Source organism: Paenibacillus sp. J31R30 (assembly GCF_059692115.1).
Map to the genome: position 1 here is coordinate 126,621 of NZ_JCAUAV010000003.1, position 16,702 is coordinate 143,322.

General features: G+C 45.3%; 19 protein-coding genes. All 19 read left to right on the forward strand.

Annotated elements, in window-relative coordinates; genetic code table 11:
• Positions 1–142: 142 nt before the first annotated feature.
• Positions 143–676 (forward strand): hypothetical protein, encoded by a 534-nt coding sequence (locus AC58QO_RS12270; protein ID WP_497265755.1) that lies wholly within the window; start codon positions 143–145, stop codon positions 674–676.
• A gap of 99 nt (positions 677–775) precedes the next feature.
• A complete protein-coding gene (locus AC58QO_RS12275) occupies positions 776–1,642 on the forward strand; it encodes a heptaprenyl diphosphate synthase component 1 (RefSeq protein ID WP_497265757.1) in 867 nt (288 codons plus the stop codon).
• A gap of 13 nt (positions 1,643–1,655) precedes the next feature.
• Positions 1,656–2,411, forward strand: coding sequence for a demethylmenaquinone methyltransferase (locus tag AC58QO_RS12280; protein ID WP_497265759.1), 756 nt, complete (start codon positions 1,656–1,658; stop codon positions 2,409–2,411).
• A 7-nt stretch (positions 2,412–2,418) separates the two neighbouring features.
• Positions 2,419–3,294, forward strand: a complete 876-nt coding sequence (locus AC58QO_RS12285; protein ID WP_497265761.1) for a UbiA-like polyprenyltransferase — start codon at positions 2,419–2,421, stop codon at positions 3,292–3,294.
• On the forward strand, positions 3,291–3,905 hold the full coding sequence (locus AC58QO_RS12290) for a UbiX family flavin prenyltransferase (protein WP_497265763.1): 615 nt from the start codon (positions 3,291–3,293) through the stop codon (positions 3,903–3,905). Before AC58QO_RS12285 ends, AC58QO_RS12290 begins: the two co-directional genes overlap by 4 nt.
• Positions 3,886–4,749 (forward strand): menaquinone biosynthetic enzyme MqnA/MqnD family protein, encoded by an 864-nt coding sequence (locus AC58QO_RS12295; protein ID WP_497265765.1) that lies wholly within the window; start codon positions 3,886–3,888, stop codon positions 4,747–4,749. Before AC58QO_RS12290 ends, AC58QO_RS12295 begins: the two co-directional genes overlap by 20 nt.
• Positions 4,746–5,723 (forward strand): polyprenyl synthetase family protein, encoded by a 978-nt coding sequence (locus tag AC58QO_RS12300; protein WP_497265767.1) that lies wholly within the window; start codon positions 4,746–4,748, stop codon positions 5,721–5,723. Before AC58QO_RS12295 ends, AC58QO_RS12300 begins: the two co-directional genes overlap by 4 nt.
• A 27-nt stretch (positions 5,724–5,750) precedes the next feature.
• Complete coding sequence (gene ndk / locus AC58QO_RS12305; protein ID WP_497265769.1) at positions 5,751–6,194, forward strand: nucleoside-diphosphate kinase; 444 nt, start codon at positions 5,751–5,753, stop codon at positions 6,192–6,194.
• 125 nt (positions 6,195–6,319) lie between these two features.
• A complete protein-coding gene (locus AC58QO_RS12310) occupies positions 6,320–7,102 on the forward strand; it encodes a CheR family methyltransferase (protein ID WP_497265771.1) in 783 nt (260 codons plus the stop codon).
• 91 nt (positions 7,103–7,193) lie between these two features.
• Positions 7,194–7,358: a hypothetical protein gene (locus AC58QO_RS12315; RefSeq protein WP_497256844.1), complete on the forward strand. Its 165-nt coding sequence runs from the start codon at positions 7,194–7,196 to the stop codon at positions 7,356–7,358.
• Between the two features lie 268 nt (positions 7,359–7,626).
• Entirely contained in the window at positions 7,627–8,790 is a 1,164-nt protein-coding gene (gene aroC, locus AC58QO_RS12320) for a chorismate synthase (protein ID WP_497265773.1), read from the forward strand.
• A 1-nt stretch (position 8,791) separates the two neighbouring features.
• The gene (aroB, locus tag AC58QO_RS12325; protein ID WP_497265776.1) at positions 8,792–9,886 is read left to right on the forward strand and encodes a 3-dehydroquinate synthase; all 1,095 of its coding nucleotides are present in this window, start codon (positions 8,792–8,794) and stop codon (positions 9,884–9,886) included.
• Positions 9,887–9,889: 3 nt separating this feature from the next.
• On the forward strand, positions 9,890–10,276 hold the full coding sequence (gene aroH, locus AC58QO_RS12330; protein WP_497256838.1) for a chorismate mutase: 387 nt from the start codon (positions 9,890–9,892) through the stop codon (positions 10,274–10,276).
• A 293-nt stretch (positions 10,277–10,569) separates the two neighbouring features.
• Positions 10,570–12,117 carry an anthranilate synthase component I gene (gene trpE, locus AC58QO_RS12335; protein ID WP_497265778.1) on the forward strand — a complete coding sequence of 516 codons (1,548 nt, stop codon included), beginning with the start codon at positions 10,570–10,572 and terminating at the stop codon, positions 12,115–12,117.
• Positions 12,118–12,132: 15 nt separating this feature from the next.
• Complete coding sequence (trpD, locus tag AC58QO_RS12340) at positions 12,133–13,179, forward strand: anthranilate phosphoribosyltransferase (protein ID WP_497265780.1); 1,047 nt, start codon at positions 12,133–12,135, stop codon at positions 13,177–13,179.
• Positions 13,169–13,963 (forward strand): indole-3-glycerol phosphate synthase TrpC, encoded by a 795-nt coding sequence (trpC, locus tag AC58QO_RS12345; protein WP_497265782.1) that lies wholly within the window; start codon positions 13,169–13,171, stop codon positions 13,961–13,963. Before trpD ends, trpC begins: the two co-directional genes overlap by 11 nt.
• A 26-nt stretch (positions 13,964–13,989) precedes the next feature.
• Entirely contained in the window at positions 13,990–14,688 is a 699-nt protein-coding gene (locus AC58QO_RS12350) for a phosphoribosylanthranilate isomerase (RefSeq protein WP_497265784.1), read from the forward strand.
• Complete coding sequence (gene trpB, locus AC58QO_RS12355; RefSeq protein ID WP_497265785.1) at positions 14,685–15,878, forward strand: tryptophan synthase subunit beta; 1,194 nt, start codon at positions 14,685–14,687, stop codon at positions 15,876–15,878. The genes AC58QO_RS12350 and trpB overlap by 4 nt, the downstream gene beginning before the upstream one ends.
• A gap of 3 nt (positions 15,879–15,881) precedes the next feature.
• Complete coding sequence (gene trpA / locus AC58QO_RS12360; protein WP_497265787.1) at positions 15,882–16,697, forward strand: tryptophan synthase subunit alpha; 816 nt, start codon at positions 15,882–15,884, stop codon at positions 16,695–16,697.
• Positions 16,698–16,702: the final 5 nt, after the last annotated feature.

A 16,702-nucleotide genomic window follows, 5' to 3' on the forward strand; every position in this document is an offset into this window, starting at 1 on the left:
GTGTGAAACAATTGAATACATGTATTTCTATGAAAAGCAGGCATAGCCTGCTTTTTTTCTATGTACAATGGTGTATAGGACTTGTTACCTTGGATAACCTGCAGGTTATTTGGCTCCTACATATGCTTAGGAGGTGTTGAATGTGAAATGGTCAATGCGCATCGTGATCACGCTTGGTATTTCTGTAGTTGTTGCGATCAGTCTATCCATGCTGCCGAAGATGGATCTTTCATCAGGCTTAGGTTCCGCTTACACGTGGTCCAATAATCGCGGCGGCCAGCTTACGGATAATAACTTGGCCGATCTCCTTGTACAAATTCCACTTCAGCTGCGGATTCGGAAAGTGGAACTAAGTGCTTCTCGTTTATCTATGGATTTGAGTTTGCCCAAAAATGCGGATTCTATTGCGGTGTATCGTGATCTGTATACCATCGCACAGACCATGCTCGTAAAAACAAAAAATGTAGAGCAAGTTTGGGTGCGTATCATTGACTATTCAGGCGGATCCGAAACAACTTCTACCCAAATGGTCCTCGCTATGGTAGCCCAGCGTGAATTTGGCAAGGATATGGAGAAGAAGCCAACGGACCTTAGTTTGATTCAGTTGGAACAGGAGTTACAGAACCGCTTCCGCATTACGTACACCTCCAAATGGCAGCAAAAATATCCACTATAATAAATTGTGCTTCTATTAACGGGTTATGCTATAATAATTTGGATTGAGACTTTGAACTTCAGAAATAGAGATTTGGCATACGGTTACGGAGGCTTTTGCATGAATTCTTATCGGATCCCTGAGATCGCTAAGCAATACACGGAGTATGATATGATCCAAATTCACACAGACTTGCCCGATTTTCCAGAGTTGCGCACACGTCTGTTGTTTGCATTCTTGAATGGAGATAACAAACTGAGTTCATTAAGCGAATTATTTACCTTAGCTACGGCGCTTGTGCAATTAGGGCTCGATACCCATGATCTTGTGACAGTGTCCAATGAGGTCAAGGAGAAAAAGGCTTCAAGGTCAAGACAGCTAAAAGTGCTTGCAGGGGACTATTTTAGTGCTAGATTTTATCATCTCCTAGCTAAAATGGGACAGATCGATATGATTAAGCAGCTCTCGAATGCGATCTGTGAAGTAAATCGATTAAAAATGAGCAGCTATATGAAAATGAAACAGCTGAAACTGACGGCAGAAGATTACATTCACCACTCGGTGGAAATCAAATCTCAGCTGTTTTTGTCTTTTTCAGAGGTTATGTCGGAGGCTTACAAGCACGCATGGCCTGATATTTTAAGAGGCTACGTGAGATGTGAACTTCTATTCGATGAAATTTTCCGTATGGAATCTATGGCGAATTTCAAAGGCAGCTGGGGATATTGGCATATTAATCAGAATGGCACGAGAGATGAGCGAAAGCAGTTACAAGCTGAAGAGCCGGATACAACGAAGTTTCGTACGCTTTTACATAAATACAACATCTCTTCGCAACTGTATCAGCTGCTTAACGCTCAGACGAAGCAATTGCAGGATCGCGTTAAAGAGCTTGAGTCGGATCAGCTACAAAGTGAACTCTTTCACATGGGAGAGCCCTTCTTACGTTTTACTGGGGTGCAGCCCAAAGTGTTAGAAGAAATTTAAGGGGACCTGGGCAATGAGTGTAAGCAAAACAAATAGCGATAGCAAAAAAATGAAGAGCAAAGAAGAGTTTGTACATGGTGTATTTGAAAGTATCGCACCTAAATATGACTTGATGAACAATATCATTAGTTTTAATCGGCATAAAGCTTGGCGTAAATTTGCCATGAAGAAGATGAATGTGAAACCAGGAGATACGGCTATTGACTTGTGCTGTGGTACTTGCGATTGGACGATTAGTCTTGCTCAAGCAAGTGGTACTGGTAAAATGGTCGGATTGGATTTCAGCCAGAATATGCTGGACTTCGGTGCGGAGAAAATTAAACAATTGCGCTTAGATCAACAGATCGAGCTTATACAAGGAAATGCGATGAGTCTTCCGTTTGACGACAATTCTTTTGACTTTGCCACAATCGGTTTTGCCCTGCGTAATGTTCCCGATCTCGAGCAGGTTATCCGTGAAATGCAACGTGTCGTTAAGCCCGGAGGACTAGTTGTGTCTTTAGAGCTATCTAAACCAACTTGGCAGCCGTTTAAGTCCATCTACTATGTGTATTTCCGTCATATCATGCCGTTCCTCGGGAAGTTAATCGTAAAGAAATATGAGCAATATAAGTGGTTGCCGGAATCATTAATTACGTTTCCAGATCATAAGCAGTTAGCAGCTATCTTTGCGAAGAATGGATTAGATCACGTACAAGCCCATCCACTCTTTGGTGGTGTCGCGGCTTTGCATGTAGGAACTAAAGGTCAGAAGAATTCAGGAGTGTAACTAGATTATGTTTACTAAATTAAAAATCTTTCTTGAAATGATTAAGTTCGAGCACAGCGTGTTTGCATTGCCATTTGCGTTCATGGGGGCTATTCTAGGCTCCGTAGTTTTACAAGGGCACCTGCCAAGTTGGGCACAGATAGGCTGGATTACGTTAGCAATGGTCGGGGCGAGAACAGCCGCGATGGCTTTGAATCGTGTCATTGACCAAGCGATTGACAAACGAAATCCACGTACAGTGAATCGGGCGATTCCAGCAGGTTTGATTTCCATTCCGCAAGTTATTATTTATATCATTATCTCTTTTGCTGTCCTCTTTTGGGCAACCTACCATCTAAACACATTGGCAATGAAGCTGCTGCCGATTGCCGTATTCTTTTTGGTCATTTATTCGTATACCAAAAGATTTACATGGACATGCCATTTCGTGCTCGGTATCACGTTGGGGCTAGCTCCGCTTGGCGGTTGGGTTGCGGTAACAGGAGAAATCACATGGGCATCCATCATCTTATTCCTAACGGTTACATGCTGGAGCGCTGGCTTCGATCTCATATATGCTTGTCAGGATGCAGAATTTGATCGCAATGAAGGGCTTCATTCCTTACCAAGCAGATTCGGCATTAAAGCTTCTTTGCTAACGGCTAAGGTGCTGCATGTCTTAACCGCAGTCGGATTAATCTCCTTATTCTTTATTACACATCTTAGCTGGCTCTACTTGGTGGGGCTTGTCATTGCCTATGTATTGTTGTTCAAAGAACACAGACTCGTTACGCATAAAGATTTATCCAAATTGAATACCGCGTTCTTCACTATGAATGGTGTTCTCAGCTTGGTCATGTTCACTTTCACTTTGCTTGATGTGATTGTGAGTAAACACTCATGAGCAGCGGAAATTGGGTCATTGGCATTTCGGGCGCAAGCGGCGCGATTTATGGCGTACGATTGTGTGAAGTGCTGTTGGATCTTGGTTTAGATGTGCATCTTATTATTACAGATGCTGGCTGGCGAGTTCTGCAGGATGAGCATGACTGGAACGTGACCAAGAGGCAAGAAGTGCTTGATAAACACTTCGGTGGCCGAGCAGGTTCCTATGAATATCATCCTGTTGCCAACATTGGAGCGACTGTTGCAAGCGGCTCTTTCCGAACCAGAGGGATGGTAGTCATTCCGTGCTCAATGGGCACTTTATCTGGTATTGCCCATGGTTCGTCCGATAATTTGCTTGAGCGTACCGCGGATGTCATGCTGAAAGAAGGAAGAAAATTAATATTGGTGCCAAGGGAAACACCCCTGCATGCTATACATTTAGAAAATATGCTAACCCTAACAAGAATGGGTGTGCGAATGATACCGGCTATGCCAGCCTTCTATAATCATCCGCGCTCAATCGATGAGATGGTTGATTTTTTGGTAGGTAAAGTGATGGATAGCATGGAGATTGAACATTCCTTGTACCGCAGATGGGGAGATATTGATGAGCAACCTAGACCCTAAAATCCGAATAGGCCGAATCAATTATACGAATGTGTGGCCGATCTATTATTATTTCCCAGAGCTGATGAGTAGCTCTGACGTCGACATTATTGAACAAGTACCTACATCATTAAATCAAGCAATGGCTGAAGGCCGTATTGACATGGGGCCCATTTCTTCTTTTTCTTATGGTCAATTTTTTGAAGACTATATGCTTTTCCCAGATCTCTCTGTAAGCTCTTATGGTGAAGTTAATTCAATCCTTCTTTTTCATGACAAACCACTGCGTGAAATCGTGAATGGGAAGATCATTCTGCCAACAACGTCAGCAACCTCCGTTAATTTACTTAAAATCATTCTAGAGAAGTTTTATAACGGTAAGCCAAACTATGAATATGCGAAGCCAAGCTTAGACCAAATGATGGAGGGAGCAGATGCTGCGCTTCTCATCGGGGATGATGCCATTAAGGAAAGCTGGCGGAATCAGAAATATATGATTACTGACCTTGGTCAAGAGTGGGCCAAATGGACGGGGAAATGGATGTCATTCGCTGTATGGGCGATCCGCAAAGAGACCATTCGTAATTATCCAGAACTCGTGGCATCCGTCTTTGATGCATTTAAAGCGAGTAAAGAGAAAGCTCATCGAAATCCGCAGGACATGATTGAGGAGGCACAAGCTACCGTTGGTGGCACCTCTGACTATTGGCATCATTATTTTCATACATTGTGTTATGATTTTGCAGCTGAACAATGGGAAGGACTTAATTCGTATTATCAGTATTGTTACGAGCTAGGTTTCTTGCCCAAACCAGTTCAAATAGGCATATGGAAAGAGAATAAAGTGGCACGGGTGACCGAATGAAAAACTTGATGGAAATTTATTCTAGGAAAAGAAAAGATATTTCCGCGATCGAGAAAGAGCTTGAAGAAAGTGTAAATAACGACCATTCTTTACTAAGAGAAACTTCAATTCATCTACTGAAAGCAGGAGGAAAACGGATCAGACCCGTTTTCGTTCTTCTTTCTGGTGAATTTGGGAGCTATCAACTGCAAACGATGAAAAACGTAGCCGTGCCCTTAGAACTTATTCATATGGCTTCACTAGTTCATGATGATGTGATTGATGATGCCAACACGCGGCGCGGTCAACTGACGGTTCGCTCGAAATGGGATAATCGCATTGCGATGTTCACGGGCGATTATATTTTTGCTAGAGCATTAGGTGTCATTACTAAGATTCCAAATCCAAGAGTTCATCAGATTATGTCAAAAGCGATTGTTGAAATGTCCATTGGCGAAATGGAACAGATTCGTTTCTTTTTTCATTCCGAACAAACGATTAGGGATTATTTGCTGCGAATTCGGCGCAAAACCGCTCTTCTCATCGCGATCTCTTGTCAATTGGGAGCGATGGCTTCAGGTGCTCCTGATTGGGTGAGCACTAAATTGTATAATTTTGGCTATAATGTAGGTATGGCCTTCCAAATTAGAGACGACATTCTGGATTTAATAGGGACTGAAAAGCAAATCGGTAAACCACCTGGGAGTGATGTAAAGCAAGGGAATATCACCTTGCCCGTGTTACTTTCCATGCAGGACCCCGTTTTAAAGCCTCTGATATTGACAGAACTTGATCGAATACATAAACTGGATGGACAAACGGATGTAAGTCGATTCCTAGAAATGATACGAGGCAGCGCTGGCATCAAGGAAGCCGATCGCCTTTCTCAAGTCTATATTGATAAAGCGATTTCAGCATTGGACATGCTGCCAGATAGCCAAGCGAAGAAGGATCTCATTGAAATCGCTCATTTTATCGGGAATCGATCTTATTAACGAACACGTTAAGGAGGAGGTCTTTCAATGGAAAAAACATTTCTCATGGTTAAACCAGATGGCGTACAACGTGGTCTTGTCGGCGAGATTGTAAAACGGTTTGAACAGAAAGGTTTCCAAATGATTGGCAGCAAGCTGACGGTCATGACGCGGGAACAAGCCGAGACTCATTATGCAGAGCATAAAGGAAAAGACTTTTTCGAATTACTAGTAAATTTCATTACATCAGGTCCTGTGTTTGCGATGGTGTGGCACGGCGATCAAGTGATTGCACTATCCAGGACGATGATTGGCAAAACGAATTCGCTCGAAGCCGCACCAGGCACGATTCGTGGTGACTATGCCGTACATACGCGTCTCAACCTGATCCACGGGTCGGATTCACCTGAAAGTGCTGAACGTGAAATTAATAATTTCTTTCAGCCTGACGAAATTTTCACGTATGACAAGAACATACAGCCATGGATCTAAATCATTGAAGCAAAGAATCTGCTATCTGAAGAGATACAGGTTCTTTTTTTGTTGTTTTTTGAAGGAATTTGGCAATTCCACACAGAATGTATCAGGGTAGATAATGATCAAGGTGGGTGGACAGCATGGAGGATCAAGATTTTTTGTTATTTATCAAAAAAATAAAGGAACATACGTCCATTGATCTTGCGCTTTACAAGGAAGCGCAAATGAAGCGACGATTAACTACACTGCGAATGAAGCGGGGTTACAATACGTTTGTTGCTTTTTTTGATGCGATGATGAAGGATAAAGAATTATTCTATGAGTTTTTGGATCGGATGACGATCAATGTCTCCGAATTTTGGCGGAACCCGAACCGCTGGGAACTCGTGGAGCAGAAATTCATTCCTGAGATGCTGAAACGCAATCGCCGGTTGAAAATTTGGAGCGCTGCTTGCTCTACAGGTGAAGAGCCCTATACGCTTGCGATGATTTTAGCTGAGCATGGAGCTCTTAATGAGACTAGTCTACACGCGACAGATATTGATGATGGTGCCATAGAGAAAGCACGTAAAGGCATGTATCTGGATCGTTCGGTGCGTGATGTGCCGCCTAACTATGTGAAGAAATATTTTAAACAAGACGGCGTTATGTATCATATTTCGGATGAACTCAAAAAATCGATTAAATTTCAAAAGCAAAATTTGCTTGTAGATACATTTGACAGTGGTTATGATCTCATTGTTTGCCGCAATGTTATCATCTATTTCACAGAAGAAGCGAAGCACGTGCTGTATCAGAAATTCGCCAAAGCCTTGAAGCCAGGCGGACTCCTTTTCGTTGGCTCGACAGAACAAATTTTCTCCCCAGGTCAATATGACCTAGAGGCGGCAGAAACGTTCTTTTATCGCAAGAAGGGTGTATAAGAACTTCCATATCTTCCAATACTAAGATGTAGCAAAGCAAAGTGAGGTAACGCCTCGTTTTGAACAATGCATACACGCTTAGGGGGCTATCATGGACAAACGCAAGGTGATTACCGCTTATCGCAGGGGAATGATTTCCATTCAAGAATGTGCTCAAATTTTAGGAGTCGATTCCTCACAAATTACGGGTCTAATGAATGATCCTCAGCTTTGTGAGCCTTTGAGGGTCGTCCAGAAGCAGCCTATGCACGGGTAATTCTAGCTCCTGTCTTGATGATGACACGCTTACGCAGCAGGGTTTATCCCTGACATGTGAAGCGTGTTTTTGCATTTGTGTTGTTGCCAAACCAGAGTAGCTATACTATAATGACAACAGATAATCGCGCGTCAAAGCGCTAAAGTGCTTGGTGCTGTCGAATGCAAGCGAAATGGCGCTAAGCAATTATGCTCGGTTTTTCCATACTATAATATGTTTATATACGGAGTTCGATGTTCTTCGTAAAATTCTTAGGGGGTAAAGGATTGTGAGATATTTAACAGCAGGTGAAACGCATGGCCCGCAGCTCACTGCGATTATTGAAGGGTTCCCAAGTAATGTAAACCTTAACTTTGAAGACTTAAACCATCAATTACATAGACGTCAAAAAGGCTACGGTCGGGGTCGTCGGATGCAAATTGAGAAAGATACAGCGACCATTGCAGGCGGTGTGCGCCATGGTAAAACGACAGGTGCTCCAATTGCCTTAGTCGTCGTGAATAATGACTGGAAGCATTGGACCTCGGTAATGGGCATTGAGCCGGTAGAAGAAGATAATGAAGGCAAACGCCGTGTGAACCGTCCTCGTCCTGGACATGCGGATTTAAATGGCGGACTTAAATATAATCAAAAAGATCTGCGTAACATTTTGGAGAGATCAAGTGCTCGTGAGACAACGATGCGTGTAGCTACTGGGGCTGTCGCACGTCAATTGCTAGCTGAGTTCGGGATCAAAGTAGCTGGACAAGTTATCCGAATCGGAGATGTCGAAGTAGAGCGTCAAGAGCTTCCAGTTGATGAGCTTATTCGTATTACGGAAGAATCTCCAGTTCGTGTTGTTGATAAAGAAGCAGAAGCGAAAATGATTGCTGCAATCGACGCTGCCAAAGAAGATGGCGATACCTTAGGCGGTATTGTCGAAGTTATTATCGAAGGCGTACCAGTTGGTCTTGGTAGTCATGTACAATGGGACCGCAAATTGGATGGTAAAATTGCACAAGCCGTGCTTTCCATTCAAGCGTTCAAAGGTGTTGAATTCGGGATCGGTTTTGAAGCGGCAGAGCGCAGAGGCTCTAATGTTCATGACGAAATCCTATACACGCAAGAAGAAGGCTTCAGACGTAGAACGAATCGTGCAGGCGGATTCGAAGGCGGTATGACGACAGGCGAGCAAATCATCGTTCGCGGTGTCATGAAACCGATCTCGACCTTGTACAAACCGCTGCAAAGCGTGGACATTGATACGAAGGAAGTATTTACAGCGCAGGTTGAGCGTTCCGACACTTGTGCGGTGCCAGCAGCAGGCGTGATCATGGAGAACGTGATCGCTTGGGAAGTGGCAAATGCTTTCTTAGATAAATTCGGTGGAGACTCCATTGAAGAAATCCGTGCGAACCTAGCGAATTTCCTCAAGCAAGTGGAGAACTACTAAGATGAGAGAACTTACCGTAGAGCTTGGAGAACGGTCTTATCCCATTTATATTGGCCAAGGCATTCTTACCAATATCTCGGCACTGTTCGATCGCGCGAAGCTCAGCCGCAAGTCGCCACTGCTCATCGTCACCGACGAATCGGTGGCGGCGCTGCACTTGGAGCGCGTCCTGACGCTGCTCCGTGACGGCGGCTTCGCCGCGACGGCCTGCGTCGTGCCCGCAGGCGAAACATCCAAATCCCTCGCGCAGCTCGAGGGAATCGTAACCGCCGCCCTCCAGGCGGGCCTTGATCGCAATTCTGCGATCGTTGCCCTCGGAGGAGGCGTGGTCGGCGATCTCGCCGGCTTCGCTGCGGCGAGCTTCATGCGCGGGATCCGCTTCGTGCAGATCCCGACGACGATCCTTGCCCACGACAGCTCTGTCGGCGGCAAGGTAGCGGTCAATCACCCGATGGCGAAGAACATCATCGGGGCGTTTCACCAGCCGGAGCTAGTCCTCTTCGACATCGACCTGCTGTTGACGTTGCCAGAGCGCGAAGTGAAGGCGGGGCTTTCCGAGGTGATCAAGCATGGCTTGATCTGGGATGCCGCATTTACACAATGGTGCGAAGAGAACGCAGCCAAGCTGTTAGCTTTAGATCCAGAAGCGTTAAGTTATGCGCTTTACATAGGTTGTCAGGTGAAAGCGATCGTCGTATCGCAGGATGAGCGTGAGAATGATCTTCGTGCGATCCTTAATCTAGGTCACACGATTGGACATGCACTAGAAGCTGTAGCTGGCTACGGCGAACTGCTGCACGGTGAGGCTATTGCCATTGGCATGGTCGGCGCTGCGAAGCTTGCACAACAGTTTGGCTATAGTGAAGACATTCATACCGTGACCAAAGGTTTGTTCGTGAAATACGGCTTGCCAGTGAGCATTCCAGCTCACTTGGACACTGATCGCATCATGAGTGCCATGATGCATGATAAGAAGTTCAAAGAAGGAACGATGGTGTATATCATTCCGACCGAAATTGGCAAAGTCGAGATCCGCAAGGATGTCACGGCAGAGCAAGTCAGACAAATTGTTGACCTTCTAAAAGGGGAGAAATAACCGATGTACTTAAGGGGAATTCGTGGAGCAACAACGGTTGAACAGAATAATGCAGATGAAATTCTAGCGGCTACTTGCGAGCTCCTGCAAGCAATTGTAGATGCGAATGATTTCCGTCCTGAAGATATTGGGTCGGTTTTCATTACGGTAACCGAAGACATAACGGCAACGTTCCCGGCAAGAGCGATTCGTACGCTAGTTGGCTGGGAGCTCGTTCCATTGATGTGTTCCTTGGAAGTACCGGTTGAGAATGCACTGCCGAAATGTATTCGTTTGATGGTACAGGTCAACACGACCAAAACCCAAGCCGAAATTAATCATGTGTATTTGAAAGAAGCCAAAGCACTTCGTCCTGATATTGTTAAATTGACAAATGAAGCTACCCGGTAGTATAGTGAAATTAGATGAGTTTAGGTTAGTAGAGCAGAGTTTAGTCGAGTAGAGCAGAGCCCAGTTGAGATGAGAAAGAGTAAATTAGCTTGTCGTGTGTGAATGAGTTCGTTCCCAATGGGGATCGTCTATTTACTCATACCTAGCCATCATTTTCTTTTTTTCACATTCATCCTGATCGTCTACTGAAACTAAAGTCAACCTCTACCCTAGGTAGAGGTTTTTTTGTATTCGAATAGAGTTTTGAGCGCCGCGGCTAGCGAGCAGCTCACAAGCTGAGAGGGGATGTTTCCATGTATACACCTGAATTGCAAGAAGTCATTCGTTTGTCCAAAGATTATAATCTAATCCCAGTCGTGCGTCATTTGCTAGCTGATACCGAGACGCCAATCCGTGTATTCCAACATTTATATCAAGAGCCCCGTGCATTTCTATTAGAAAGCGTAGAGGGAGGAGTGAAATGGGCCCGTTATTCCTTCATCGGCAGCGATCCTTTCTTGATGATCAAGGCGAAGCATGGAAAAACAGTGGTTGAAACACATTCCGAGAACAAAATCACGGATGAGAAGCCAATCGAAGTGTTGAAAGCCTACCTGCGTTCCTACTCCAGTCCTCAGCTTCCGGATCTTCCGCGCTTTACTGGCGGTGCTGTTGGATTCTTCGGATACGATCTATTGCAATACTATGAGAAACTGCCGGCTCATCAGATTGATGATTTACAAATGAATGATATTCAATTCATGTTCTGTGATCAGGTTATCGTCTTTGATCATTTCAAACAGCAAATTAAAGTGATCGCAAACATACATGTTCCCCAATTTGCAACGGATGCGGATATTGCGAAAGCCTATCAAGCAACCTGTGAGAAAATCGATGCGACGATTGAGAAAATCAAGAAACCGCTTGGATCCGATACGATGACGCATAATCCGATCGTGTCAGAACCAGATTTGGGTGAAATTCGCTCCAATATTACCAAAGATAAGTATATCGCCAACGTTAATAAAGCGAAGGAATACATTCGTGCCGGCGATATTTTCCAAGTCGTGCTTTCGCAGCGTTTTGAAATGGAAACAACGGTTTCTCCGTTACAGGTGTATCGCGTACTGCGTACGATGAATCCTTCTCCTTATATGTATGTGCTAAAAATGGATGATGAGGTTATCGTGGGCACGTCACCTGAGCTGCTAGTTCGTGTAGAGGAAGAAAAAGTAGAAACACGGCCAATTGCGGGAACAAGACCTAGAGGGAAAACACCGGAGGAAGACCATGCACTTGAGCTGGAACTACTTGCCGATGAGAAAGAGCGTGCTGAGCATCTGATGCTGGTTGATCTCGGACGCAATGATATCGGGCGTGTTTCCGAATTCGGAACGGTCAAATGTGATACCTTCATGGACATTGAACGCTATTCGCACGTCATGCATATCGTTTCGAACGTGTCTGGTAAAATTGCCAAGGATAAAGATTTCTTTGATGCTTTCCTTTCTTGTATGCCTGCAGGCACGGTGTCTGGAGCACCGAAGCTGAGAGCGATGGAAATTATTGCTGAACTGGAACCAGAATCACGCGGTTCTTACGCGGGAGCTATCGGTTATCTAGGATTTTCCGGGAACTTGGACACATGTATTACGATCCGCACGATTGTTTTCAAAAGAGGCAAAGCGTATGTGCAGGCAGGAGCTGGAATCGTTTGGGACTCTGTGCCTGAGAGTGAATATCAAGAAACCGTGAACAAAGCGACGGCTTTACTGAAATCAATTCGTATGGCAGAAGCCATGTTCAGTCCTGAGCCTAGACCTGTTAGCGATATTAACAAAGATTATTTTGTTAACTCATAGAAGGAAGGAGCATGGATGAATATGAATGGAACAATTTCAATACAGCAAGCACTTGCTAAGGTTATAACTGGCAGTCATTTATCCCGGGAAGAAGCTCGCAGTGTGATGTCTGAGATTATGGACGGAGCTGCATCACCTGCGCAAATAGGCAGTTTATTGACGGCGCTTCGCATCAAAGGGGAAACCTTTGAAGAGATTACTGGATTTGCTGAGACGATGCGCAGTAAAGCTGTGCAGGTGAAGGTTGGGCAAAATGATCTTCTCGATACGTGCGGAACAGGCGGAGATGGTGCAGATACATTTAATATCTCAACCACAGCTGCAATTGTTGCTTCGGCTGGCGGTATCCGAGTAGCTAAACATGGGAACCGGGCAATGTCGAGTAAAAGCGGGAGTGCTGATGTCTTAGAAGCGCTTGGCGTGAAAATAACACTAAGCGGAGAGCAAGCAGCAAAGTGTTTGGAGAAGACAGGTATTTGCTTCATGTTTGCGCAAGCGTATCATCAATCGATGAAGCATGTGGCAGCACCGCGCAAAGAGCTTGGTTTTAGAACGGTATTCAATTTGCTTGGACCGTTAACCAATCCTGCGGGCGCTGATCGCCAAGTCCTTGGCGTTTTTGACCGTACCAAAACGGAGATGCTAGCCCAATCCCTTCAAGCACTTGGCTTGAAACGTGCAATGGTTGTTGCCAGCGAGGATGGGTTGGACGAATTCAGTATCTCAGCACCTACTAAGGTGTCAGAGCTGAAGTCAGATGTGATCACGACTTATTCTATTACACCGGATGATCTAGGACTTCGTGCACATAGTATCAAAGATGTCGCTGGCGGAGATGCTTCGCTGAACGCTGAAATTATTCGTCATATTTTTGCAGGTGAAAAAGGGCCATATCGAGACATCGTACTTGCGAATGCCGCTGCTTGCTTCTATGTAACTGGTCAAGTAGGCACGCTGCAACAAGGTGTGAAATTGGCAGCTGATGTTATTGACTCAGGGCGAGCAGAGCAGAAATTGACTGATTTAATCCAATACACAGGAGAATTATGCCATGTTTCTTGATAAAATTGTTGCCACAAAGCGAGTAGAAGTAGAAGCTATGAGCAGTTTTTCGATCACTGAGGCTGAGAAGCTGATTTCTCAGCTTCCGCCTTGCTTAGGCTTTGAGCAGGCGTTGACGACGCGGAAGAACCGCACGATGGGACTCATTGCAGAAGTGAAGAAAGCATCGCCTTCCAAAGGCTTGATCCGCGAGGATTTCGAACCCGTCGGTTTGGCTCAAGCCTATGAGCGAGCAGGTGCAGACTGCATTTCGGTGTTGACCGATGTTTCGTATTTCCAAGGGAGCAATGACTATTTGCAAGCTGTACGTAAAGCAGTGAATGTGCCGTTGCTGCGCAAAGATTTCACGATTGACCCGAAGCAAATTTATGAAGCTAGATTATTAGGAGCAGACGCGATTCTCCTGATTGCCGCTATTTTGACAACGGATCAAATGAAGCAATATTTAGCCCTTGCTAAGGATCTTGGCTTGGATGCGCTAGTTGAAGTGCATGATCGTGAAGAGCTGGAACGTGCGCTTGAACTGGATACCCAAATGATTGGTGTAAATAACCGGAACTTGAAGACGTTCGTAACCGATCTTGGCACAACAGAAGAATTGATAAACTTGATGCCAAAAGATAAAACGGTCGTCAGCGAAAGCGGCATTTCTTCCGTAGCGGATATGGCTTATGTGGAGAAGGTAGGCGCACAAGCTGTCCTGATTGGGGAGCATTTCATGCGTCAACCCGTCGTAGAGCAAGCGGTTCATCAGTTGATGGGCGAACTGGTCAAAAAGGCGTAGTTACAGTGTAGAAAGAGGCGAATTTGATGGCTGTAGGAACGATTCCAACGGTAAAAATTTGTGGACTTCAAAGCGTTGAAGTGTTAAAATCAATCGTACATTTGCCGATAGCTCATATCGGCTTTGTTTTTGCACCAAGCAAGCGCCAGGTCACGCCTGAGAAGGCTGCGGAGTTGATTGCGTACTTGAAATCGGAAGCAGCAAACGGGCAGACGGTCCCGCTTACTGTCGGTGTTTTTGTTAATCCAACGAAGGAGCTACTAAGTGAGATCTTAGCTGCAGCTCCTTTGGATGTCGTGCAGCTTCATAGCCAAGAAACTGCAGCATTTTGCAGCTGGGTTCGGGAGCAATTTGGTGTGCAGGTATTTAAAACGGTATCGATTAACAAAACGGACAATCAGGTCCCAACGTTAGCCGATGTGGAAGCTCAGCTAAATCCGTATATCGGCACTGTTGATGCGATATTGTTGGATACGTTCGACCCCATTTATGGTGGAGGTTCGGGCACGACCTTTGCTTGGGATTGTATTCCTGTTTATCAAGAGTGGGCTCGTACAGCAGGTATACAACTGTTAGTTGCTGGCGGACTTCGAGTTGATAATGTAGATCAATTAGTGAATGCATATGCTCCAGATGGCGTTGATGTATCAAGCAGCGTGGAGACAGATGGCGTGAAAGATATTGCGAAAATAACCGCGTTTGTAGAAAGGGTGACCCGGAAGTGACACAAGTACCTGATCAGCATGGTAGATTTGGCAAGTTCGGAGGCCGTTATGTGCCCGAGACATTAATGAATGCGCTGCATGAGCTCGAAGAAGCTTATGATCGATATAAAGATGATCCTGAATTTATTGCAGAAGTCCGTTATTTGCAAAAGCAGTATTCCGGTAGACCTACGCCGCTATATTATGCAGAGCGCTTAACTGAGCAACTCGGCGGAGCTAAGATTTATTTGAAACGTGAAGATTTAAACCATACAGGCGCGCACAAAATTAATAACACCATCGGACAAGCCGTTCTTGCTAAACGTATGGGGAAAAAGAAAATCATCGCAGAAACTGGTGCAGGTCAGCATGGTGTTGCTTCTGCGACAGTGGCTGCTCTTATGGGCTTTGAATGTAAGGTGTTCATGGGTGAAGAAGACACGAAGCGTCAGCAATTGAATGTATTTCGTATGAAATTGCTAGGTTCGGAAGTTATTCCTGTTACTTCGGGAACACGTACGTTGAAAGATGCTTGTAACGAGACACTGCGCTACTGGGTAAGTAACGTGCAAGACACGTACTATATTCTTGGCTCGGTAACGGGTCCACATCCATATCCGATGATGGTTCGTGATTTCCAACGTGTGATCGGGGATGAGTCCCGTGAGCAAATCTTGGAAACAGAAGGCAGATTGCCCGATGCGGTGGTTGCTTGTGTTGGCGGAGGCAGTAATGCGATGGGGATTTTCTATCCATTCGTTCAAGATGAATCCGTGAAATTGATTGGTGTAGAAGCAGCAGGACGTGGCATTCACACGGAGGAGCACGCAGCTACGATGACCAAGGGAACGCCTGGTGTATTCCAAGGTTCACTCAGCTACTTGCTGCAGGATGAGTATGGCCAAGTGCTGCCGGCACACTCCATTTCAGCAGGACTGGACTATCCGGGAATTGGTCCGGAGCATGCGTATCTCAAAGACGCTGAGCGTGCTACTTATTACCCAATTACCGATCAAGAAGCGCTGGATGCTCTTCAATTGCTAAGCCGCACGGAAGGGATTATTCCTGCCCTTGAGAGTGCACATGCGATTGCTCACACATTGAAGTTAGCACCTACGATGTCCAAAGATCAAATCATTATCGTAAGCTTGTCTGGGCGCGGAGATAAAGATGTGGAATCCATTATTAGTTATCTTGGCGAGGGGGTATAGGCGATGAACCGTATTGACAGTCGTTTTGCAGAACTCAAAGCGCGCGGTGAAACCGCCATGATTCCCTTTCTAACGATCGGTGACCCATCGATTGAGGCTTCTTTAGAGCTTATTTTGGAAATGGAGCGCTCAGGCGCGGATTTAATCGAGCTTGGAGTGCCTTACTCTGATCCACTAGCTGACGGTCCCGTTATTCAGCGCTCTTCGGAACGCGCTTTAAAACGTAAAATCTCTATCTTTGATGTTATTGATGTAGCAAAACAAGCAAGAAACCGCGGCTCACAGCTGCCATTCATCCTTTTTACCTACTATAATCCGGTACTGCAGATTGGACTTGAGCGTATTTTCAAGGTCATGCAGGAGAATGAAATCAGTGGCATTATTATCCCAGATCTACCGTTAGAAGAGGATAGTGAGACAAGAGCAATTGCTGAGACCTATGGCGTGCATTTAATTCCGCTAGTTGCGCCAACTTCGAATGAGCGTGTGAAACGGATTGCTGCGGGTGCCCGCGGCTTCGTTTATTGCGTTTCTTCCCTTGGTGTAACAGGTGAGCGTGCTGAATTTTTCGGCGGTATTGAGGATTTCCTTGCAACCGTTCGTGAAGCCGCTAGTGTTCCCATTGTTGTGGGCTTCGGGATTTCGTCGCGTGAGCAGGTTGAACGCTTTGAGAAGCTGTGTGATGGCGTTGTTGTGGGAAGTGCAATTGTTCGCACGATTGAAAGCGCATTGCCTCATTTTGAAGCTGACGCCGCACATCCGGAAGGTCTTAAGCAAATCGGCAACTTTGTAGGTCAGTTAAAACGTTCGAACCACTAATTGAT